At 70.3% G+C, this 20637-nt stretch carries 19 protein-coding genes; 12 read left to right on the forward strand and 7 right to left on the reverse strand.

Annotated features, from left to right (window positions below; all coding sequences use genetic code 11):
* Positions 1–10: 10 nt before the first annotated feature.
* Positions 11–595, reverse strand: a complete 585-nt coding sequence (locus U8331_RS12640; RefSeq protein WP_481131366.1) for a malonic semialdehyde reductase — start codon at positions 593–595, stop codon at positions 11–13.
* Positions 596–702: 107 nt separating this feature from the next.
* Here U8331_RS12640 and U8331_RS12645 point away from each other — a divergent pair, with 107 nt between their 5' ends.
* Entirely contained in the window at positions 703–1677 is a 975-nt protein-coding gene (locus U8331_RS12645) for a mitochondrial fission ELM1 family protein (RefSeq protein ID WP_481131367.1), read from the forward strand.
* Between the two features lie 39 nt (positions 1678–1716).
* Here the strand turns inward: U8331_RS12645 and glnE are convergent, their stop codons facing one another.
* The 4 genes from glnE to groES form a co-directional block, all read right to left on the reverse strand.
* Positions 1717–4572 carry a bifunctional [glutamate--ammonia ligase]-adenylyl-L-tyrosine phosphorylase/[glutamate--ammonia-ligase] adenylyltransferase gene (gene glnE / locus U8331_RS12650; RefSeq protein ID WP_481131368.1) on the reverse strand — a complete coding sequence of 952 codons (2856 nt, stop codon included), beginning with the start codon at positions 4570–4572 and terminating at the stop codon, positions 1717–1719.
* An 87-nt stretch (positions 4573–4659) separates the two neighbouring features.
* A complete protein-coding gene (locus U8331_RS12655) occupies positions 4660–6006 on the reverse strand; it encodes a S8 family peptidase (protein WP_481131369.1) in 1347 nt (448 codons plus the stop codon).
* 341 nt (positions 6007–6347) lie between these two features.
* On the reverse strand, positions 6348–7988 hold the full coding sequence (gene groL, locus U8331_RS12660; protein ID WP_481131370.1) for a chaperonin GroEL: 1641 nt from the start codon (positions 7986–7988) through the stop codon (positions 6348–6350).
* A 71-nt stretch (positions 7989–8059) separates the two neighbouring features.
* On the reverse strand, positions 8060–8347 hold the full coding sequence (groES, locus tag U8331_RS12665) for a co-chaperone GroES (RefSeq protein WP_481131371.1): 288 nt from the start codon (positions 8345–8347) through the stop codon (positions 8060–8062).
* Between the two features lie 582 nt (positions 8348–8929).
* On the opposite strand from groES, the gene U8331_RS12670 reads away from it, so the two are divergent.
* From U8331_RS12670 to accC, 7 genes are all read left to right on the forward strand, one after another.
* Positions 8930–9325 (forward strand): helix-turn-helix transcriptional regulator, encoded by a 396-nt coding sequence (locus U8331_RS12670; RefSeq protein ID WP_481131372.1) that lies wholly within the window; start codon positions 8930–8932, stop codon positions 9323–9325.
* Between the two features lie 65 nt (positions 9326–9390).
* A complete protein-coding gene (gene cutA / locus U8331_RS12675) occupies positions 9391–9714 on the forward strand; it encodes a divalent-cation tolerance protein CutA (protein ID WP_481131373.1) in 324 nt (107 codons plus the stop codon).
* Positions 9707–12136, forward strand: a complete 2430-nt coding sequence (locus U8331_RS12680) for a protein-disulfide reductase DsbD (RefSeq protein WP_481131374.1) — start codon at positions 9707–9709, stop codon at positions 12134–12136. Before cutA ends, U8331_RS12680 begins: the two co-directional genes overlap by 8 nt.
* The gene (locus tag U8331_RS12685) at positions 12133–12729 is read left to right on the forward strand and encodes a TlpA family protein disulfide reductase (protein ID WP_481131375.1); all 597 of its coding nucleotides are present in this window, start codon (positions 12133–12135) and stop codon (positions 12727–12729) included. Before U8331_RS12680 ends, U8331_RS12685 begins: the two co-directional genes overlap by 4 nt.
* Before the next feature lie 119 nt (positions 12730–12848).
* On the forward strand, positions 12849–13298 hold the full coding sequence (locus tag U8331_RS12690) for a type II 3-dehydroquinate dehydratase (RefSeq protein WP_481131376.1): 450 nt from the start codon (positions 12849–12851) through the stop codon (positions 13296–13298).
* A gap of 61 nt (positions 13299–13359) precedes the next feature.
* Positions 13360–13842, forward strand: a complete 483-nt coding sequence (gene accB, locus U8331_RS12695; protein WP_481131377.1) for an acetyl-CoA carboxylase biotin carboxyl carrier protein — start codon at positions 13360–13362, stop codon at positions 13840–13842.
* 3 nt (positions 13843–13845) lie between these two features.
* Complete coding sequence (gene accC, locus U8331_RS12700) at positions 13846–15213, forward strand: acetyl-CoA carboxylase biotin carboxylase subunit (protein ID WP_481131378.1); 1368 nt, start codon at positions 13846–13848, stop codon at positions 15211–15213.
* Between the two features lie 33 nt (positions 15214–15246).
* On the opposite strand, the gene U8331_RS12705 is transcribed toward accC, so the two are convergent.
* Positions 15247–15624 (reverse strand): hypothetical protein, encoded by a 378-nt coding sequence (locus U8331_RS12705; protein WP_481131379.1) that lies wholly within the window; start codon positions 15622–15624, stop codon positions 15247–15249.
* A complete protein-coding gene (locus U8331_RS12710) occupies positions 15621–16577 on the reverse strand; it encodes a hypothetical protein (RefSeq protein WP_481131380.1) in 957 nt (318 codons plus the stop codon). Before U8331_RS12710 ends, U8331_RS12705 begins: the two co-directional genes overlap by 4 nt.
* A gap of 139 nt (positions 16578–16716) precedes the next feature.
* Here U8331_RS12710 and prmA point away from each other — a divergent pair, with 139 nt between their 5' ends.
* The 4 genes from prmA (at position 16717) to purH (ending at position 20606) form a co-directional block, all read left to right on the forward strand.
* Entirely contained in the window at positions 16717–17637 is a 921-nt protein-coding gene (gene prmA / locus U8331_RS12715; RefSeq protein WP_481131381.1) for a 50S ribosomal protein L11 methyltransferase, read from the forward strand.
* Positions 17638–17724: 87 nt separating this feature from the next.
* The gene (locus U8331_RS12720; protein WP_481131382.1) at positions 17725–18555 is read left to right on the forward strand and encodes a DUF3426 domain-containing protein; all 831 of its coding nucleotides are present in this window, start codon (positions 17725–17727) and stop codon (positions 18553–18555) included.
* A gap of 119 nt (positions 18556–18674) precedes the next feature.
* Positions 18675–18947, forward strand: coding sequence for a DNA-binding transcriptional regulator Fis (fis, locus tag U8331_RS12725; RefSeq protein ID WP_481131383.1), 273 nt, complete (start codon positions 18675–18677; stop codon positions 18945–18947).
* Positions 18948–19025: 78 nt separating this feature from the next.
* Positions 19026–20606: a bifunctional phosphoribosylaminoimidazolecarboxamide formyltransferase/IMP cyclohydrolase gene (purH, locus tag U8331_RS12730; RefSeq protein ID WP_481131384.1), complete on the forward strand. Its 1581-nt coding sequence runs from the start codon at positions 19026–19028 to the stop codon at positions 20604–20606.
* Positions 20607–20637 lie beyond the last annotated feature (31 nt).

A 20637-nucleotide genomic window follows, 5' to 3' on the forward strand; every position in this document is an offset into this window, starting at 1 on the left:
TGGTTGCGGATCAGAGGATCCGCGCGGCCTCGTCGAACGCCAGTCGCGGAGAGCGCGGGAACAGCTTGGACGTGTCTCCGTGGCCAAGGTTGACCAGGAAGTTGGACTTGATCGTGGTACCGGCGAAGAAGAGTTCGTCGACCATTGCGTTGTCGAAGCCCGACATCGGTCCGGTGTCGAGTCCGAGCGCGCGCGCGGCGAGGACCAGGTAGGCGCCCTGCAGGGTGCCGTTGCGGAACGCGGCGGCGCGGCGGCCCTCGCGCGGGCCGTCGAACCAGCTTTTGGCGTCCGTGTGCGGGAACAGGTAGGGCAGCTTCTCGTGGAAGTCCTCGTCGTGGCCGACGATCACCGTCACCGGCGCGGCCATGGTCTTGGCACGGTTGCCTTCGTCGAGGGCGGGCTCCAGCCGGGCCTTGGCCTCGGCCGATTTGACGAACACGAAGCGCGCCGGCCCCATATTGGCGCTGGTGGGTCCCCACTTGAGCAGGTCGTACAGCTGGCGCAGGGTGTCATCGCCGACCTCGCCACCGAGGTCATTGTGGGTCCGTGCGGTGCGGAACAGCTGGTCGAGGGCGTGCGGATCCAGGGGCGTCATCGTGTTCTCCATCGGGCGCCGCGGGAAAGCCGCGGCGGGTCCGGGCAAGTGTAGAGTCTCGCGGAACAAGCAACACCCGGCGCCCCCGAAACGGATTACCGACACCAATGGAACAATCGACCTCCCGCACACAGACGTGGACGCTGACCGACGGCCATGCGGGAAACGTGCGCCAGGCCCAGGCGCTGGCGGCGGCTCTGGGCCGGCCGGCGCGTGCCTGGACGCTGCAGGCGCGGGCTCCGTGGCGCTGGCTGGCACCGCGCGCGCTGCCCGGTGCGTCGTCGGCGTTCGGCGGCGACTTCCGCCGGGCGCTGGCGACGCCTCCGCGGCTCGCGATCGGCTGCGGCCGCCGGGCCGCCTTGGCCACCCGGGTCCTCGGCCGCCGCGGTGCGCGCACAGTGCAGATCCTCGACCCGCGGGTCTCGCCGCGGCACTGGGACCTGGTGATCGCGCCCGAACACGACGGTCTGCAGGGCGACAACGTGATCCGGCTGCTGGGCAGCCTTCATCCGGTCGACGATGCATGGCTGGCGGCCGCGCGCCGGCAGTTCACCGCGCTGGCGACGTTGAGGCAGCCGCGTACCGCGCTGTTGCTCGGTGGTGACAGTGCTCATTCCCGCTTCGGCGCTGCCGGGATCGACGCCCTGGCCGACCGCCTGCATCGCATCGTGGCCGCCGAGGAGGGGTGCCTGCTGGTGACCACGTCGCGCCGCACGCCCGCAGAGGTCGCCGGACGGCTGCGCCAGCGCCTGTCGGGCGAAACGGGGCTGGTGTGGACCGGCCCCGCCGACGGTGCCAACCCCTATCCGGGCCTGCTTGCCTGCGCCGACCGCATCGTCTGCACCGCCGACTCGGTCAACATGCTGTCGGAAGCCTGCGCGACCACGGTTCCGGTGTTCGTCGCCGGCGTCGGGCAGTTGCGCGGGCGGCCGCGGCGGTTCGTCGACAGCCTGCTCGGCCTGGGCCGCGTGCGGGCATTCGACGACAGCCTCTCGCCGTTCGCGGTCACGCCGCTGCGCGAGACCGCGCGGGTGGCGGCCGAGGTGCAGCGCCGGCTCGGCCTCGAGCCGCGCGCGCGATAGCAGCGATGCGGGTCGCGGCCGCGTTCTCTTCGACCGCGACTACGGCAGGTCGTCGGCGCCCGCGCCCTGCGCCGAGTCGAACGCCAGGCCGTTCGCCCGCGCCGCCTCGCGGATCGCGGCGCGCGCCTGCTCGACCTCGTCGTCGCGCGGCACACGGCGGGCGCGCCGGTCGAGGGTGCACTCCAGCCCGAGCGCGAGCAGGGTGGCGTGGGCGGCGTGCAGGCTCGCCCGGGTCCCGTCGTCGAAACACCCCGCGTGGTGCGCCGCCTCGACCAGACCCGGGGTGTCGCGCGGCTGCAGCAACGCCGGATGCGCGTCGGCGTGGTCGAGCACCAGCGCCTGCAGCAGGAACTCCAGGTCGACCAGCCCGCCCTCGCCCTGCTTGAGGTCGAACACGGCGGCGTCGCTGCGGTCGAGTTCGGCGCGCATGCGTGCGCGCATCCTGCAGACGTCCGCGCGTACCTGGCGGGGATCACGGGCCCGGGCCAGGGTCTCCCCGCGCACGCGGACGAAATCGGCGCAAAGGCCGGGGTCACCGGCCACGCAACGCGCGCGCACCAGCGCCTGGTGTTCCCAGTTCCACGCGCGGTGGCGCTGGTAATCGGCAAAGCTGGCCAGCGACGACACCAGCAGGCCCTTCGCTCCGTCCGGGCGCAACCGCACGTCGACGTCGAACAGCCGCCCGGCCGCCGACGGCGTGCCAAGCAACGCGACCACCTTCTGCGCCAGCCGCGCGAACCAGCGCGACGCATCGAGCGTGCGCGTGCCGTCGGACTGCGCGTCGGGAGGCGCGTCGTACAGGAACACCAGGTCGAGGTCGGATCCGAAACCCAGCTCCTCGCCGCCGAGGCTGCCGTAACCCAGCACCGCGAAACGCGCCCCCGCGACCCGGCCGTGCGCGGCGGCGACTTCGCGTTCGGCCAGCTCGAGCACCCGGGCCACCACGCCGTCGGCCAGCCATGCCAGCTGGCGGGCGCTCTCCACCGCGGGCTGGCGGCGGTCGCGGGTCGCCATTGCGATGCGGAAGCTCAGCGCCTGCCGCACCTCGTTGAGCGCATTGAGTACCGCCTCGACATCCTCGTCCGGATGGTCGGTCGAACGCAGCGGGTCGTTGCCCACCGCCGCGCAGGCCTCGAGCACTTCCGCGCGGTCCGGCAGGGGCCCGCCCACGCGCGCGTCGAGCAGTTCGTCCAGCAGCAGCGGGTGGGACGCCAGCCGCTCGGCCAGCAACGCGCTCTGGCCGACCACTTCGACCAGCCGCGCCAGTGCCGCCGGCTGCTCGTCGAGCAGCGCGAGGTAGGCGCTGCGGCGCAGGATGTTGTGCAGCAGTGCCAGCAACCGGCGCAACGCAAGCAGCGGCTCGCTGGAGCGGGCGGCGCCCTGCAGCAGCGCGGGCAATACGCGGTCCAGCCGGGCGCGGGTACTGTCGGACAGGCCACGGACACCGGGACTGCGCGCCAGGTCCCGCAGCTGCGCATCGGCATCGGCAGGCCGGTCGAAGCCGGCGTCGTCCAGCGCCCCGGCATCGCCGCCATCGGGCAACGCCCGCCAGTACTCCGCCAGCGCCCCCGGGGCGCCGCGACGCCGCCGCGGCGCGAGCAGCGCGGCGAATTCGCCGCTCACCACCGCGCGGTGGCGGTCCAGCGCCTGGCGCAGTTCGCTCCAGTCCTGGTAGCCGAGCCCGGCCGCGATCCGGGCCCGGTCGGATTCGTTATCCGGCAACGCGTGGACCTGTGCGTCGCGCAGCATCTGCAGGCGGTTCTCCAGCCGGCGCAGGAAGCGGTAAGCCTCCAGCAACGCGGCACCCGCTTCCGGTTCGACCTGGTTCGCCTCCATCAACGCCGCGAGCGCCGGTTGCAGCTGGCGCCCGCGCAGCTCCGGTTCGCGCCCGCCGCGGATCAGTTGCAGCGCCTGGACCAGGAACTCGATTTCGCGGATGCCGCCCGCGCCCCGCTTGATGTCGTCGGCCAGTTCCTTGCGGGCGACCTCGGCCGTGATCGCCGCCTTCATCGCGCGCAGGCCGTCGAGCGCGCCGTAATCGAGATAGCGCCGGTAGACGAACGGACGCAGCACCTCGAGGAAGCGTTCCCCCGCCTCGAGGTCACCGGCGACCGGTCGCGCCTTCTGCCAGGCGTAGCGCTCCCAGTCGCGTCCTTCGTGCTGGAAATACTGCTCCATCGCCGGGAACGACCACGCCACCCGGCCGGCGTTGCCGTACGGCCGCAGCCGCAGGTCGACCCGGTGGCAGAAGCCGTCGGCGGTGACTTCGTCGAGCAGCCGGAACAGTTGCTGGCCGAGTTTGGAGAACCAGGCTTCCGCCGCGAGTGGACGCGCGCCATCGGACTCGCCGTCGTGCTCGTAGCCGTAGACGAGGTCGATATCGGAACTGAAGTTGAGCTCGCCGCCGCCGAGCTTGCCGAGGCCGAAGACGACCAGCCGCTGCATCGCTCCATCCGGACCGCGGACGACACCATGGCGGCTACTGAACTCGGCCTCGAGCGCGTCCAGCGCCAGCCCGAGGCAGGTCTCGGCCAGTGCCGTACTGCCGGCCAGGGTCGCGTCGACGTCGTCGATACCGTGCACGTCGCGCCACACCAGCCGGGTGGATCCGGCGGCACGGTAGCGGCGCAGCAGCGCCGTCCACTCGCCGCGGTTGTCGGAATCCAGCACCGGCGGGGACGGCTCGGCGGCGCCATCGTCGGCCAGCAACCGGGCCAGCAGGTCGGGCTGGCGGGCCAGCGTGTCCATCGCGAATTCGCTGGCGACCGCCACCGGCACGAGGCGTTCGAGCCCGCGGTCATCCAGCGGCACGGCGGCGCCAAGGCGGTCGAGCGAGCGCCGGACAAGGTCACCGACGTCGGGAGGCAATGGGCCGGGCGCGATGGGCGAAGTCATCGGCAGGCATGATCGCACGCACCGGAAATCCCGCGGCCACAGCCGGCCGCCCGAAGGCGACCGGCGGTCGTGTCGAACCAGCCGGGTTTACAGCGAGCGGTCGGCGTTCACCCGGCCGCGGCCGTAGAACGGATCGATGCCCCGCGCGCCCTTGTCCTCGGCCCCGTGCGTCAGCGCGGACAGCACGGCGCTCGGGCTCATGTCCCCCCCATTGGCGCCGATGATCAGCGCCGCCACGCCGGTCACGTGCGGGGCCGCCATGCTGGTGCCGCTGGCCCAGGACCAGCCGTTGTTTGAGGTGCTGAACACGTAGTCGAAGACGTAGCACCACTGCACCAGCCCGGCCACCTCGCAGATCTCCTCGCCGGGGTAGTCCCAGTCGCCGCCGGGCGCCGCGAAGTTGACCACCACCTTGCCGTAGCTGCTGTAGTGCGCCATCGGGTCCAGGTCGGTCATCGGGCTCAGGCCCCAGCCTTCCGGTGCGGTCGCCGACACGGCGATCACCCCGTGCAGGCCGCCGGGGAAAGCCATCAGCCTGTTGCCGGCGCCGTCGGTGGCGTTGTCGAAGTCGATGCCGTCGTTGCCGGCCGAGGCGATCACCGTCGTGCCCTGCTGTCGCGCATACGTCACCGCGCGCTGCACGGCGCCGATCAGGCTGTGGGTTTCCGGCGTCACCGGCAGGCCGCCACGTACGCCCAGGCTCATGTTGACCAGGTCCGCGTCCACGTCGGCGGCATGCACGATGCCGCCGATGATGCCCTCGAAGCTGCCCGACCCGGTGTAGGCCGACAGCACCTTGACCGCGACGATCTCCGCTTCCGGGGCCACCCCGATCGTGCCGAACGCGTTGTCGGCGGCGGCCACCGTGCCGGCGACGTGGGTGCCGTGGTTGAAGCCGGCCGGCAGCTCGCATACCGGCTCGCCGTCGACGAACGACGTGCTCAGGGCGAGGTTGAGGTTGGGCACCAGGTCGGGGTGGTCGCAGTCGATGCCCGAGTCGAGCACCGCGACCCGCACGCCCGCGCCCCGCTCGCCGGTGCGCTCCCACGCTTCCGGCGCGTCGATCGCGTCGTGGCCCCACTGCAGGTCGAAGTAAGGATCATCGTCGCCGCTCTCGGGCGGGTTGGCGGCTGCTTCGGCGAAGTCGGCGCCCGGCACCGCTTCCGGAAGTCCGAACTCCAGCACGCGGTCCTCGGTGACCGACTGCAGCGCCCGCACGCGGCGCGCGCGCTGCGGGAAGCCGGAGTCGGCCTCGACGATCGCCACGCCGATCTGCGGATAACGTGCGACGACCTGCCCGCCCTGGGCTTCGACCTGCCTTGCCAGCGCGGCGTCGAAGTCCAGAGCCTTGGCCTGCACCACGTAGGTGGCGGCCTGCGCACTGCCCGCGGCCGTCGCCGCGGCGACAGCCAACATCAAGGTGAAACGTTTCATGAGCGCCTCTCCGATAACGTGTGACTCTCGTCACGGTTATCCCCCGCGCCCGGCGAAGATAGCAGGCCTGTCCGGCGGCGCAATGCACGCAGGTGAGGGAAGAAACCGGCCATCCGCCGCGCGTTTCGATGGGAAAACGCCACGCAATAAAAAAGCCCGCCCCGGACGAACCGGTTGCGGGCCTGCTCCCTCCCCCACGTCGGGATGCAGCCCGATCGTGAAGGAGTTGTTAGGGCGAATGCACGCTGCAGTGCAAAAGAGAACCCGGGGGTTTAGGAATGGCAAAAAGAAGGCCCGCGCGAGGCGGGCCTTCCAATACTGCGTATCGCGACGGGCGTGGATCAGAAGCCCATGCCGCCCATGTCGCCCATACCACCGCCCGGCGGCATCGCCGGCTCGTCCTTCTTCGGCAGCTCGCCGACCATCGCCTCGGTGGTGATCATCAGGCCCGCGATCGACGCCGCGTTCTGCAGCGCGGTGCGGGTGACCTTGGTCGGGTCGAGGATGCCGGCTTCCAGCATGTCGACGTACTCGCCGGTGGCAGCGTTGTAGCCGTAGCTGCCCTTGCCTTCCTTGACCGCGTTGACGATCACGCTCGGCTCCTCGCCGGCGTTGGTGACGATCTCGCGCAGCGGGGCTTCCATCGCACGGCGGGCGATCGCGATGCCGTGGTTCTGGTCCTCGTTGTCACCCTTGAGGTCGGCCACGGCGGCCAGCGCACGGATCAGGGCGACGCCGCCGCCGGGGACGATGCCTTCCTCGACCGCGGCGCGGGTGGCGTGCAGGGCGTCCTCGACGCGCGCCTTCTTTTCCTTCATCTCGATCTCGGTCGAGGCACCGACCTTGATCACCGCCACGCCGCCGGCCAGCTTGGCCACGCGCTCCTGCAGCTTCTCGCGGTCGTAGTCGGAGGAGGTCTCCTCGATCTGCGCCTTGATCTGCTTGATGCGGGCCTCGATCGAACCGGTGTCGCCGGCGCCGTCGATGATGGTGGTGTTCTCCTTAGAGACCTGCACCTTCTTCGCACGGCCGAGGTCGTTGATGGTGGCCTTCTCGAGCTGCAGGCCGACTTCCTCGGAAATCACGGTGCCACCGGTCAGCACGGCCATGTCTTCCAGCATCGCCTTGCGACGGTCGCCGAAGCCCGGCGCCTTGACGGCGCAGACCTTGACGATGCCGCGGATGGTATTGACCACCAGGGTCGCCAGCGCCTCGCCTTCGACGTCCTCGGCGACGATCAGCAGCGGCTTGCCGGCCTTGGCCACGCCCTCGAGGACGGGCAGCAGGTCACGCACGTTGGAGATCTTCTTGTCGTAGAGCAGGATGAACGGGTCGTCCAGCTCGGCCTGCATCGACTGCTGGTTGTTGATGAAGTACGGCGACAGGTAGCCGCGGTCGAACTGCATGCCCTCGACCACGTCCAGCTCGTTCTCCAGGCCCGAACCGTCCTCGACGGTGATCACGCCTTCCTTGCCGACCTTGTCCATCGCCTGCGCGATCAGGTCGCCGATCTGCGAGTCGGAGTTGGCCGAGATCGCGCCGACCTGGGCGATCTCCTTGCTGGTCGACGACGGCTTGGAGATGTTCTTCAGCTCGGCGACGGCGCCGGTCACGGCCTTGTCGATGCCGCGCTTGAGGTCCATCGGGTTCATGCCGGCAGCGACCGCCTTCATGCCTTCGCGGATCAGCGCCTGGGCCAGCACGGTCGCGGTGGTGGTGCCATCACCGGCATTGTCGGAGGTCTTGGAAGCGACTTCCTTGACCATCTGCGCGCCCATGTTCTCGAACTTGTCGGCCAGTTCGATCTCCTTGGCGACGGACACGCCGTCCTTGGTGATCGTCGGCGCACCGAAGCTCTTGTCGAGCACGACGTTGCGGCCCTTCGGGCCCAGGGTGGCCTTGACGGCATTGGCGAGCGTGTTGACGCCGCGCAGCATCTTGGAGCGCGCGTCTTCGCCGAAACGGATTTCCTTGGCAGCCATTTGCGGATTACCTCAAAAGAATTGCGAAAAAGGGAAAAGGATGCGGAAGCGCCGCGGTCAGCGGGGCTGGATCAGCCGAGCACCGCGAAGATGTCGTCTTCCTTCACCACCAGCAGGTCGGTGCCGTCGAGCTTGACCTCGGTGCCGCTGTACTTGCCGAACAGCACCTTGTCACCGACCTTGACCTTCGGCGCGCGGACGCTGCCGTTGTCCAGGGCCTTGCCCTCGCCGACCGCGATGACCTCGCCCTTGATCGGCTTCTCGGTGGCCGAATCCGGAATGACGATGCCGCCGGCGGACATCTTTTCTTCTTCCATGCGCTTGATGACCACGCGGTCGAACAACGGCTTGATGTTCATACTCTACAACCTCGTAAGTGGTTGAATGGGTGGGGAAAGAACGCGGAATTTAGCAGTCGCCCGGGTCGAGTGCCAAGCCCGGGAGCGACGGCGCCCGGGAGGCCGGGACTGCGCTGGAGATGGGGCGGGTGCTGGGGCTTTCAAGGGCCCGGTGGGAATTCTGGTGCGCTTGGGGGCGGCCGGCGCCGCGATGGCCACAAAAAAGAGCGCGTCTCCAAGGAGACGCGCTCTTCCGGTTTCGGGACTGGCTTCCGAGCTCGGCGCAGTCCTGCGCCTTCTCCCCTGACCTGGACCCCCATGTCGAAGCCAACTCCCTGTCGGCTTGGGGCGATCTTGGCCCAACTCCGTCACATTGACCAGCGAGGCCCATACGCCAGCCCGCTCACTTTCGGTAACCCCAAGTCGTGACGCCGATCGAACTAATCAGGCGTTTCCACGTTTACTATCGATATAGCTACCGATAGACAACATGTTGCCGTTAGATTTGGTGGCTGGGTGACTCACGGTAACTTTGCGGCGTTGGCGCGGTCATTTGTCGACTGGCACACTGTTTCAGCTTTGCAACGAGGGAGAGAAGAACGCGTGACGCCGGCACTTCGCATTCGCCTCGCCCGCCGCCACGGCGGCCTTTCGCAGGCGGCCTTGGCTGCCGCGGTGGGGGTCCAGCGCAGCGCGGTCAGTCACTGGGAGGGCAGCCCCGGCAAATCCCCGAGCGCCTCCCACCTGCGTGAAATCGCGCTGGTCACCGGCGTCCAGTTCGAATGGCTGGCGACCGGGCGCGGCAAGATGACGCTGTCGACCGAGGTCGAGATGGACTCGATCGCCACGGCCGAGGCGCTGCTGGTGGACGACCCCCTGGAACTCCGGCTGCTGGCGGCTTTCCGCGACAGTCCGCTGCGGGCTCGGGTGCCGCTGGTGGAGGTGGTCGAGCAGCTGGCCGTGCGCCGCGTCGGCCGCCCGCGCACGGGACAGGGCTGACTCCGGCAAAGGCGCGTGGCGCCGGCTGGGCTAGGCTATGCGGCTCCGCCGGGAGACCGAACCCGATGTCCGTCCTGCTTTGCCTGTGCACCTGTCCCGACGATGCCATCGCGCGCTCCATCGCGGGTGCGCTGGTGGACGAGCGGCTCGCCGCCTGCGTCAGCCGCGTCCCGGGGCTGCAGTCGACCTATCGCTGGGAAGGCCGCATCGAGCACGGCGAAGAAGTGCTGCTGCTGATCAAGACCACGGCCGACCGGCTCGATGCACTCACCCGCCGGCTGCAGGCCCTGCATCCGTATGAACTCCCGGAAATCCTCGCGGTCGAAACCGCGGGCGGGCTCGCCCCCTATCTGGCCTGGGTGGCCGCGCAGACCCGAGACCATGACTGACCCCAAGATGCCCCGCCGCGGGCGCGGCGCCTGGCTGGCGCTGCTGCTCGGGCTGGTCGCGACCGCCGCCCAGGCGGCCATCGACCCCGACGAACTGCTTCCGGTCGACCAGGCGTTCGTATTGAGTGCCTCGGCGGACGCCGCCGACGCCATCACGGTGCGTTGGGAGATCGCCGACGGTTATTACCTCTACCGTCATCGGACCAGCGTGCAGGCCGACGGCGGATTCGACGCCGAACCCCTGCTGCTGCCGCCGGGCAAGGCCTACGAGGACGAATTCTTCGGCAAGGTCGAGACCTACCGCGAGCAGCTGGTCGCCACCCTGCCGGGCCAGCCACGCGGCGCGACCGCCACCCTCACCATCAAGTACCAGGGCTGCGCCGACGCGGGCATCTGCTACCCGCCGCAGACGCGGCGGTTGCAAGTCGCGCTGCCCGGCACCGAGGCCGTGGCCGCACCGGCCGGCGGCCTGCTGGGACCGGGCATCCGCGGCGGCCTGGCCAATCCGGTGCGGAGCGGCGGCACGCCGCTGCTTGGCCGCAACACCGGCGAGCCCTTGCCGCCGGAGCGCGCCTTCGGCTTCGAGGCCATCGCCGACGATGCCGACACGTTGCGGCTGCGCTTCTCCCCGGCTCCCGGGTATTACCTTTATCGCGACCGGACCGCCCTGTCGCTCGCCGGTGCCCCGGCCGGTACCGTTCTGGGAACACCGCACTGGCCACGGGGCGTCGACCATCGCGACGAGCACTTCGGCGACGTGGTGGTGTATTTCGATCCGGTCGAGGTGACGGTGCCGCTGCGCCGGGGCCCGGCCGAAGCGGCGGCGGCCCGGCTGGTCGCCAGTTTCCAGGGCTGCCAGACCGACGGCATCTGCTATCCGCCCATGGAACGCACGGTCGAGGTCCTGCTGCCGGCGCAAACCGCGACGGCGAGTCCGTCCCGCACCTCCGCATCCCCGACGCCTGTCGGCGGGCGTGTCCCGTCCTCGACGGCCGCGGTGCCTACTTCGAATGGCGTCACCGAAGCGCCCGAAACCCCGAACCCGGATGACACCGGCCGGTCACTCGAGGCCTCGGCCTTGGCCAACGTCGCCGTCCGGAATGCACCCGCGCAGGCCGAAGACAGCCGCCTCGCCGCCGCGCTGTCCGGGCCTGACCGGTGGTGGGCACTGCTGAGCTTTTTCGGGTTCGGCCTGCTGCTGGCCTTCACGCCGTGCGTGCTGCCGATGATCCCGATCCTGTCGGGCCTGATCGCGGGTGCGTCGGCCGGCCACGAACGCGGCCTCGGCGCCGCGCGCGCGTTCGGGTTGTCGCTGGTCTACGTGCTCGCCAACGCGCTGGTGTTCACCGTGGCCGGTGTGGTCGCTGGACTGGTCGGCGCGAACCTGCAGATCGCCTTCCAGAACCCCTGGGTGCTGGCGGCGTTCGCCGCGCTGTTCGTCGCGCTGGCGCTGTCGAGCTTCGGCCTGTACGAGTTGCAACTGCCGGCCGCCCTGCGCAACCGCCTCGGCGCCCTGACCGACCGCCAGCGCGGCGGATCGCTGGCCGGCGTGGCGGTGATGGGCGCGCTGTCGGCGCTGATCGTCGGCCCCTGCGTGGCGCCCCCGCTGGCGGCGGCCGTGCTGTACATCGGCCAGGCCCAGGACCCGGTGTTCGGTGGCGCCGCGCTGTTCCTGCTGGCGATGGGCATGGGCGTGCCGTTGCTGGCGTTCGGCGTCGCCGCCGGACGCGGGCTGCCCACCAGCGGTCCGTGGATGGTGGCGGTGCAGCGCGCGTTCGGTTTCGTGTTCCTCGGCCTTGCCGTCTGGATGCTGTCGCGGTTCCTGCCCGGGCCGGTGACGCTGGCACTGTGGGGGGCGCTGCTGCTCGGCGCGGCCGCCACGCTGGCGGTCGGAGTCGTCAGGTCACGCGACGTCGTGCGCATCCTCGGCTGGACCGCGGCCGCCCTGCTGGGCATCGGCGGCGCGGTCCAAATAGTGGGTGCGCTGGCCGGCGGCCATGATCCGCTGCAGCCGCTGGCGGGCTTGCGCACCGGCGACACCGAACCACGCGAACTGCCGTTCCGCTCGATCAAGTCGACCGCCGATCTCGACCGCGAAATCGCCGCCGCGCGCGCCGCGGGCCGACCGCTGATGCTCGACTTCTATGCCGACTGGTGCGTGGCGTGCAAGGAAATGGAGAAGTACACCTTCCCGGAGCCGGCCGTACACGCCGCGCTGGCCGACTTCGTGCTGCTCAAGGCCGACGTCACCGCGAACGATCGTGTCGACCAGGCGCTGATGAAGCGGCTCGGCATCATCGGTCCGCCGGCCACGCTGTTCTATGTCGATGGCGCGGAGCGGCGTGAGCTGCGGCTGTTCGGCTTCGAGGACGCCGCGGATTTCGCCACGCGGGCCGATCGCGCGGCGGGGGACGCGCCATGAAGCCGGTGACGCGGGTGCTGCTGGTGGCGTTGGGCGCGGGCGTGCTTGGCGCCGCGGCGGGGCTGTGGATGAACGGCGCCGCTCCACTGCTGCGCACCGAGATCGGCCAGCAGGCGCTCCAGCAGGCCATCAATGCCACCGCGCCGGAGCCGCCGGCCGGCCTTGCCGTCGCCGACACCGGCCAGTCCATTCCGGTCCTGCGGCTGCCCGACCTCCAGGGCCGCGAGGTCGAACTGCCCGCCGCCTATGCCGGGCGCCCACTGCTGATCAATTTCTGGGCGAGCTGGTGCGGCCCGTGCATCGAGGAAATGCCCGAACTCGACCGTTTCGCCGGGAGCCAGGGCAGCCGCGGGGTGCAGGTCGTCGGCATCGCCCTGGACAACGCGGAAGACGTGCGGGCGTTCCTGCGCCACACCCGGGTGGACTACCCGATCCTGCTGGACATCGCCGGTCCGCGGGATTCGGGCGTACAGCTCGGCAATGCCAAAGGCGTGCTGCCGTTCACCGCCCTGGTCGACGGGCAGGGCCGGCTGGTCAAACAGAAGATCGGGCCGTTCGAGCACGGCGAAGTCGATGCCTGGGTGCAGCACTGAGTCACGGCGGAATTCAAACACCCGCTTAAATCACGACAACTTCGGCGATCCAGCCGCGAACTTCTGGACAGCGCCCGGCCCGTCGGCCACACTGCCGGCTTTCCACCTCCCGGCCCGCCATGGCGCAGCTGCTGGTCCTGCACGGCCCCAACCTCAACCTGCTCGGCGAGCGCGAGCCGGAGATCTACGGCCATGCGACGCTGGCCGGGATCGACGCCGGCCTGCGCGCCACGGCCGAGGCGGCGGGCCACCGGCTCGACAGCCTGCAGTCCAATGCCGAACACACCCTGGTCGAGCGGGTGCAGGCGGCGCGCCATGACGGCACCGCGCTGATCCTGCTCAACCCCGCCGCGTTTACCCATACCAGCGTGGCGCTGCGCGACGCCCTCGCCGCTGCCCGGGTGCCGTTCTACGAGATCCACCTGTCCAACCCGCATGCCCGCGAGCCGTTCCGCCGCCACAGCTATTTCAGCGACCTCGCCCTGGCAGTGGTCGCCGGCTTCGGCGCCGACAGCTATCGCTACGCCCTCGACGCCGCCCTCGCGCGGCTGGCCGTCCGAGCGGCCTGACCCCGATCGGCCACCCCGCGGTGGCTCCCGACCAACAACGAGCATCAACAAGAGGCCCACCATGGACCTGCGCAAAATCAAGAAGCTGATCGACCTGCTGGAAGAGTCGAACCTCAACGAGATCGAGATCAAGGAAGGCGAGGAGTCGGTCCGGCTGGCGCGGCTGCCCAGCGGCGGCACGATGATGGCCGCGCCGATGATGCACGCCGCCGCGCCGTCCTATCCGGCCCCTGCCGCTCCGCAGGCAGCGGCCCAGGCGACGGGCGACGAGACCGGCAGCGCCGCGCGCGCCGGCGGCGACCTGCCCGACGGCCACGTCGTGCGCGCGCCGATGGTCGGCACCTTCTACGCCAGCCCGGCGCCGGACAAGCCGGCGTTCGTCAGCGTCGGCCAGGCGGTCAAGGCCGGCGACACCCTCGGCATCATCGAGGCGATGAAGATGTTCAACCCGATCGAGGCCGACGTCTCCGGCACCGTGCTGAAGGTGGTGGCCGAGAACGGCCAGCCGATCGAGTTCGACCAGCCGCTGTTCGTGATCGGGTGATCCATGCTGGATAAAGTCGTCATTGCCAACCGGGGCGAGATCGCGCTGCGCATCCTGCGCGCGTGCCACGCCCTGGGCATCCGCACGGTCGCGGTGCACTCCACCGTCGACCGCAACCTCAAGCACGTCGCCATGGCCGACGAGTCGGTCTGCATCGGCCCGCCGCCGTCGACCGACAGCTACCTCAACATGGCCCAGCTGATCGCCGCCGCCGAGGTCACCGACGCCCAGGCGATCCACCCCGGCTACGGCTTCCTGTCGGAGAACGCCGACTTCGCCGAGCGGGTCGAGGAGTCCGGCTTCGTCTTCATCGGTCCGAAGGCCGAGACCATCCGCCTGATGGGCGACAAGGTCGAGGCGATCCGCGCGATGAAGGAGGCCGGCGTGCCCTGCGTGCCCGGCAGCGGCGGTCCGCTCGGCGACGACGCCGAGACCAACATCGGCATCGCCCGCGAGATCGGCTATCCGGTCATCGTCAAGGCGGCCGGCGGCGGCGGCGGCCGCGGCATGCGCGTGGTCCACACCGAGGCGCACCTGGCGACCGCGATCACGACCACCAAGTCCGAGGCCAAGGCCGCGTTCGGCAACGACATGGTCTACATGGAGAAGTTCCTGGAGAACCCGCGCCACGTGGAGATCCAGGTGCTCGCCGACGGCCAGGGCAACGCGATCCACCTCGGCGAGCGCGACTGCTCGATGCAGCGCCGCCACCAGAAGGTGGTCGAGGAAGCGCCGGCGCCGGGCATCACCCCCGAGCAGCGCGCCGAGATCGGCCGGGTCTGCACCGAGGCCTGCATCCGGATCGGCTACCGGGGAGCCGGCACGTTCGAGTTCCTGTACGAGAACGGCCGCTTCTACTTCATCGAGATGAACACCCGCATCCAGGTCGAGCACCCGGTCACCGAGATGGTCACCGGCATCGACCTGGTGCGCGAGCAGCTCAACATCGCCGCCGGCCAGAAGCTGTCGATCCGCCAGGAGGACGTGGTGCTGGAAGGCCACGCGATCGAGTGCCGGATCAACGCCGAGGATCCGGAGACGTTCATGCCGAGCCCGGGCCTGATCCAGCACTTCCACGCCCCGGGTGGTCCCGGCGTGCGCGTTGACAGCCACATCTACGAGGGCTACCGCGTCCCGCCGAACTACGACTCGATGATCGGCAAGCTGATTGTCCACGGTCCCGACCGCGAAACCGCGATCTGCCGCATGCGGGTGGCGTTGAGCGAGATGGTGGTGGACGGCATCAAGACCAACATCCCGCTGCAGCAGCGGATCCTGTCCGACGTCGGTTTCCAGCAGGGTGGGCAGAACATCCACTACCTGGAAAAGCGGCTGAAGGAGCAGAAGGAAAAGTCGCTGTCGATCGTGTGACCGGCTCCGGTGCCACTGTCGGCGTCGGCCGGGTTATTCCGGCCCGTCGCCCGCAGCGGGTGCGGGCCGCTGCGTTCCCGGGATCGGCCGGGCGCCATCGCTGGACGACACGCTGACCACCGATATGTATTCGCTCGACCCGTCGGGCCAGCGGATCCGGAAGGTACTGCCGGTCGGCAATGCCGAGAACGGCGCGGCGCTGCCGGCCCGGTAGGCCGCAGCGACCTGGGTGGCACCGGCGATCCTCTGTTCCAGCGGCGAGAACGCCGATGTCGCCACGACCTGCGACATCTGCCGGTAGTCCGCTCCCAGCACATCGATCAGCACGCCCGTGGCGGCGACCGAGTAGGCGGCGAACAGCGCCATCCAGAACAGTATCTTCAGCCTGCGTACGACCGTCTGCCTTTTCATATCGACACCTTCCTGCCGCTTGCCAGCGACTTGATCATTCCATTCACGACGTCCGCCCCCTGCTTCGGAACCGCGGCGTCGAAAACGAAACCACTGAAATCCTGACCGGGATCACGCGAACAGATCCCGCCGTTGGCGCAATGGGCGGTCATCAGCGCGCCGTCGGCGCTGCAGTCCATGCCCAGTTCGCAGGCCGCGACCTGCCACGCCACTTCCGCCAGCTGGGTCCCGGAGACCTCGCCGGCCAGCGCCGGGTCGCCGCTCGCGCGGATCCCCATCGCCGGGGCCAGCGCGACGAATGCTTCGGGGTCGTGCGATTCCCGCACCCGCCGGGCCAGGTCCGTCCGGTATTCGGCCTGCGGGTGCAACGGCTCGCCGACCGCCAGCAACGCGGCTTCGGCAGCGAGGTCGCCGGCCTCTGCGGCGTCGGTGGTGAGCGCGACGATGGCCGTGTAGGAGAGGTCGTCGGCAGGCACGAAGCGACGGCACCGCGCGCTCACCCGGCTCCGCGCCGCCACCCGGGCCGCCGATGTACGCAGCGACGCGTCGGCGATCGCCTGCGTGTCGCCGGCGTAATCAGCGGGGGCCGCGGCATAGGTGGCGCAGTATTCGTAGACCCGGCTCAGCATCCAGAGCGCTTCGGGGTCGCCGGCCTGCGCCGCCGGTGCCAGTTCACCGGCAAAGGCATACAGGTCCCCGGTCCGCTCGAACTCCGCGCGCCGACTTCTGCGTGGTGGCGCCACGGGGCTCACAGGCGAAGTCGTGCGAACGTCCCCTGCAACGGCATCGATGGCGGGTGTCGGGCGCGCGACCGCGGAGGGCATCCCGCTCCCGATCACCGCATCCACCCGCGATGCCACCCCGGGTACCGGCGCCGTGTGGCCGCCCCGGTACACCAGGACCGCCGACAGCAGCAGGCCGCCGACGGCGAACAGCAGCAGATGGCGGTGCACTCTGGACAAGGGGCGGTCGGCTCCTGGTTCCGGCCCGGCGCAATCGGCCGGCGCTCAGCGCGCACATTCTAGACCCAACATCGCCGGTTGCCGGTCCCGCACGGCCGACGCACCATGGCCGTTTCACCGGAACCCCGCCATGCCCTTCCTCGAGCTCGTCATCCCCTGCACCGAAGCGGACCAGCCGCGGCACGAACGCGCACTGGAGAGCGTCGGCGCGCTCGCGGTCACGCTCGCCGATGCCCACGCCGACGCGCCCGACGAGCAGGCGATCTTCGAGCCGGGGGTCGGCCAGACGCCGCTGTGGGGCGAGATGGAGCTGACCGCGCTGTTCGAGGGCGGCACCCCGTCGGAACTGCTGCTCCATGCCCTGTGCGCCGCCGACGAGGGCATCGACTGGTCGCGCGCGCGCTTCCGCGAGGTCGCCGACCAGGACTGGGAGCGCGCGTGGCTCGACCAGTACGAACCGCTGAAGTTCGGCGAGCGCACCTGGATCGTGCCGTGGAACCACGAGCTGCCCGCCGGCGCAGACGCCGCAGACGCGGCGGTGGTTCGGCTGGATCCGGGGCTGGCGTTCGGCTCGGGCACCCACCCCACCACCGCGCTGTGCCTGCAATGGCTGGACAGCCTCGCCGCGGACGGCGCGCTCCGCAATGCCAGCGTGCTCGACTTCGGCTGCGGCTCGGGCATCCTTGCGCTGGCCGCGCTCAAGCTCGGCGCCGAACGCGCGGTGGGCGTCGACAACGATCCGCAGGCGCTGACCGCGACCGCCGACAACGCACAGCGCAACGAAGTCGACGACCGCCTGGCGGTGTACCTGCCCGACGACGAGCCGGTCGCCCGCTATCCGGTGGTGGTCGCCAACATCCTCGCTTCGGCGCTGGTGTCACTGGCCGGGGTGCTGGCGAGCCGGGTTGCGCCGGAAGGGCGGATCGCGTTGTCGGGCATCCTCGCGGGACAGGAAGACGAGGTGCTGGCGGCGTACACCGGAGCGTTCGACGCGCTGGTGGTCGAGCGCCTAGACGACTGGATCCGCATCAGCGGGGTCCGCCGCGGCTGAGACCCGGCACGCGATCCTTGCGCGCCATCACAGCGGCGCGGCGGAGGCGCACGCGGTCGCGGCGCGACGCTCGGCTAAACTCCAGCCATGTTCGTCCCGTGCCCGCACTGCGGATTCCTGGTCGCCCTGATCGCATCGCGCGACGGTGTGCCGCAGCGCTGCCCGCGCTGCGAGGGGCTGCTGCAGGTCGAGGGACTGGATGATCCGCCTGCCGGGGAAACCGGCGTGGTACCGGATGCCAACGGAGCCCACGACGCCGCGCCACCGCCGACCCCGGAAAACGCATCGCAAGAACAGGCGCCCGCACCGGACAACGCACCCGATACGACGGTGCCTGCCGCCGACGACCCGGTGGCCACCCGTACACCGGCCCTCGGGACGTCCAAACCCGGGCATGCGGGGTCCCGTCGCGCCCCGAGCTTCGCGCGCATCGCGGTCCGAAGCCGATCGCCCCGGCGACGGTGGCCGGCGCGGCTCGCGCTGGCCGGCCTGGCATTGCTGCTGGTCGCGCAACTGCTGCTCGCGCAACGCCAGGAGCTCGCCGCGAGTGCGCGCTGGCGGCCGCTGATCACCGGCGTCTGCACCGCAGTGCGCTGCGACGTGCCGGCGTGGCGCGAGCCCGCTGCCTACACGATGCTCGCGCGCAACGTGCAGCCCGCCGGCACGCCGGGCGTGCTCGACGTCAGCGCGAGCTTCCGCAACGACGCGCGCTGGCCGCAGCCCTGGCCGGCCCTGCGGCTGAGCCTTTCGGACGTGGACGGGCTGCCGGTCGCCGCGCGCGTGTTCCCGCCGTCCGACTACGGCGGCGATGTGATCGATACGCACAACGAGCTCGCTCCCGGCCAGAGTGCGAGCGTGCACTTCCAGGTGGTCGAACCGGCGCCCGACATCGTCGCGTTCACCTTCGATTTCCGCTGATCGCGGCCGTCGCGGTGTCGCCGGCGCCCCCCACGCGCTAGACTCTGCCCCCCGTCGCCCGCAGGACGCGCGCGGTGCAATGCCGCACGACGGACGTCTTGTGTCTTGGGGGGACGCCTTTGAACGCCGCAGCCGACCGCACCGAATCCAGCCGCTCCGGGCCGCGTGTCCCGTTGAGGGACCACGTCGCCACGTCGATCCGCCGCTACCTCGGCGACCTCAACGGCTGCGAGGACGGCGACCTGTACGAGATCGCGCTGCGCGAACTGGAGATCCCGCTGTTCGCCGAAGTGCTGCGCCACTGCGACGGCAACCAGAGCCGCGCCGCCGGCATGCTCGGCATCCACCGCGCGACCTTGCGCAAGAAGCTGCGCGAATACGGCCTGGCGTAACCGGCCCGGGCAGCGCCCCGCCGGGGGCCGCCATGCGCGCCCGCTATAATTTCGCGCTTTCCCGTCGAGTCCACCCCCATGACCGCTGCCCACCTGCCGCCGGTGAAGATCCGCCGCGCCCTGCTGTCCGTTTCCGACAAGACCGGCCTGGTCGAGCTGGCCCGCCGTATCGCCGGGCATGGGGTCGAGCTGCTGTCAACCGGCGGCACCGCGCGCACGCTGCGCGAGGCCGGGCTGGAGGTGCGTGACGTCAGCGACGTCACCGGTTTCCCGGAAATGATGGACGGCCGGGTCAAGACCCTGCACCCCGTCGTGCATGGCGGCCTGCTCGGCCGCGCCGGCGTCGACGAGGCGGTGATGGCCGAGCACGGCATCGGCGCGATCGACCTGCTGGTGCTGAACCTGTACCCGTTCGCGCAGGTCTCGGCCAACCCCGACAGCAGCTTCGAACAGATCATCGAGAACATCGACATCGGCGGCCCGGCGATGCTGCGCTCGGCGGCGAAGAACTTCGCACGGGTGACCGTGGCCACCGATCCGGCCCAGTACGACGCGCTGCTGGCGGAACTCGACGCCAACGACGGCACGGTGCAGGGCACGACCCGCTTCGCGATGGCGGTGGCGGCATTCGACAACGTCGCCTTCTACGACGCCTGCATCAGCAATCACCTGTCCTCGCTGCAGGACGACGGCAGCCAGGCGCTGTTCCCGGCGCAGAACAACAGCAACTTCGTGAAGGTGATGGACCTGCGCTACGGCGAGAACCCGCACCAGGCCGGCGCGTTCTACCGCGACCTGTGGCCGGTGCCGGGCACGCTGGCGACCTTCACCCAGCTGCAGGGCAAGGAGCTGAGCTTCAACAACCTCGCCGACGCCGACGCGGCGTGGGAGTGCGTGCGCCAGTTCGACGCACCGGCCTGCGTGATCGTCAAGCACGCCAATCCCTGCGGCGTGGCGGTCGGCGCCGGCAACGGCGAGGCCTACGAGGCCGCCTACGCCACCGACGCGACCTCGGCGTTCGGCGGCATCATCGCGTTCAACCAGCCGCTCGACGCGGCGACGGCGAAGACCATCCTCGACCGCCAGTTCGTCGAGGTGCTGATCGCGCCGGACTATGAACCGGCGGCGCTGGAGTACGCGAAGAAGAAGGCCAACATCCGCGTGCTGAAGATCCCGCACGGCGACGGCCGCAACAATTTCGACGTCAAGCGCGTCGGCTCGGGCCTGCTGATGCAGACCAGCGACATCCGCGAGGTTGGCCGCGACGAGCTGAAGGTGGTGACCAAGGTCGCGCCGACCGAGGCGCAGCTGTCGGACCTGCTGTTCGCGTGGCGGGTGGCGAAGTTCGTGAAGTCCAATGCGATCGTCTATGCGAAGGACCAGCGCACGGTCGGTGTCGGCGCGGGCCAGATGAGCCGGGTGGTGTCGGCGAAGATCGCGGCGCTGAAGGCGGAGGAAGCCGGGCTGGTGGTGCCGGGTTCGGTGATGGCGAGCGATGCGTTCTTCCCGTTCCGCGACGGCATCGACGCGGCGGCGGCGGCCGGTATCAAGGCGGTGATCCAGCCGGGCGGCTCGATGCGCGACAGCGAGGTGGTCGCGGCGGCCGACGAACACGGCATCGCGATGGTGTTCACGGGCGTGCGGCACTTCCGCCACTGACCGGCTGTCTGGCCGAAGCGCGGTGCCGGTC

It is taken from the genome of Lysobacter sp. CC-YZS074 (genome assembly GCF_056739745.1).

What these genes read in the sequence shown, in the direction of transcription:
- U8331_RS12705 (WP_481131379.1), bottom strand. Translation starts at nt 15,624, where the DNA reads ATGAAAAGGCAGACGGTCGTACGCAGGCTGAAGATACTGTTCTGGATG.
- prmA (WP_481131381.1), top strand. Translation starts at nt 16,717, where the DNA reads ATGCCCTTCCTCGAGCTCGTCATCCCCTGCACCGAAGCGGACCAGCCG.
- U8331_RS12690 (WP_481131376.1), top strand. Translation starts at nt 12,849, where the DNA reads ATGGCGCAGCTGCTGGTCCTGCACGGCCCCAACCTCAACCTGCTCGGC.
- purH (WP_481131384.1), top strand. Translation starts at nt 19,026, where the DNA reads ATGACCGCTGCCCACCTGCCGCCGGTGAAGATCCGCCGCGCCCTGCTG.
- U8331_RS12645 (WP_481131367.1), top strand. Translation starts at nt 703, where the DNA reads ATGGAACAATCGACCTCCCGCACACAGACGTGGACGCTGACCGACGGC.
- accC (WP_481131378.1), top strand. Translation starts at nt 13,846, where the DNA reads ATGCTGGATAAAGTCGTCATTGCCAACCGGGGCGAGATCGCGCTGCGC.
- cutA (WP_481131373.1), top strand. Translation starts at nt 9,391, where the DNA reads ATGTCCGTCCTGCTTTGCCTGTGCACCTGTCCCGACGATGCCATCGCG.
- U8331_RS12685 (WP_481131375.1), top strand. Translation starts at nt 12,133, where the DNA reads ATGAAGCCGGTGACGCGGGTGCTGCTGGTGGCGTTGGGCGCGGGCGTG.
- glnE (WP_481131368.1), bottom strand. Translation starts at nt 4,572, where the DNA reads ATGACTTCGCCCATCGCGCCCGGCCCATTGCCTCCCGACGTCGGTGAC.
- accB (WP_481131377.1), top strand. Translation starts at nt 13,360, where the DNA reads ATGGACCTGCGCAAAATCAAGAAGCTGATCGACCTGCTGGAAGAGTCG.
- U8331_RS12640 (WP_481131366.1), bottom strand. Translation starts at nt 595, where the DNA reads ATGACGCCCCTGGATCCGCACGCCCTCGACCAGCTGTTCCGCACCGCA.
- U8331_RS12655 (WP_481131369.1), bottom strand. Translation starts at nt 6,006, where the DNA reads ATGAAACGTTTCACCTTGATGTTGGCTGTCGCCGCGGCGACGGCCGCG.
- groES (WP_481131371.1), bottom strand. Translation starts at nt 8,347, where the DNA reads ATGAACATCAAGCCGTTGTTCGACCGCGTGGTCATCAAGCGCATGGAA.
- U8331_RS12720 (WP_481131382.1), top strand. Translation starts at nt 17,725, where the DNA reads ATGTTCGTCCCGTGCCCGCACTGCGGATTCCTGGTCGCCCTGATCGCA.
- groL (WP_481131370.1), bottom strand. Translation starts at nt 7,988, where the DNA reads ATGGCTGCCAAGGAAATCCGTTTCGGCGAAGACGCGCGCTCCAAGATG.
- U8331_RS12680 (WP_481131374.1), top strand. Translation starts at nt 9,707, where the DNA reads ATGACTGACCCCAAGATGCCCCGCCGCGGGCGCGGCGCCTGGCTGGCG.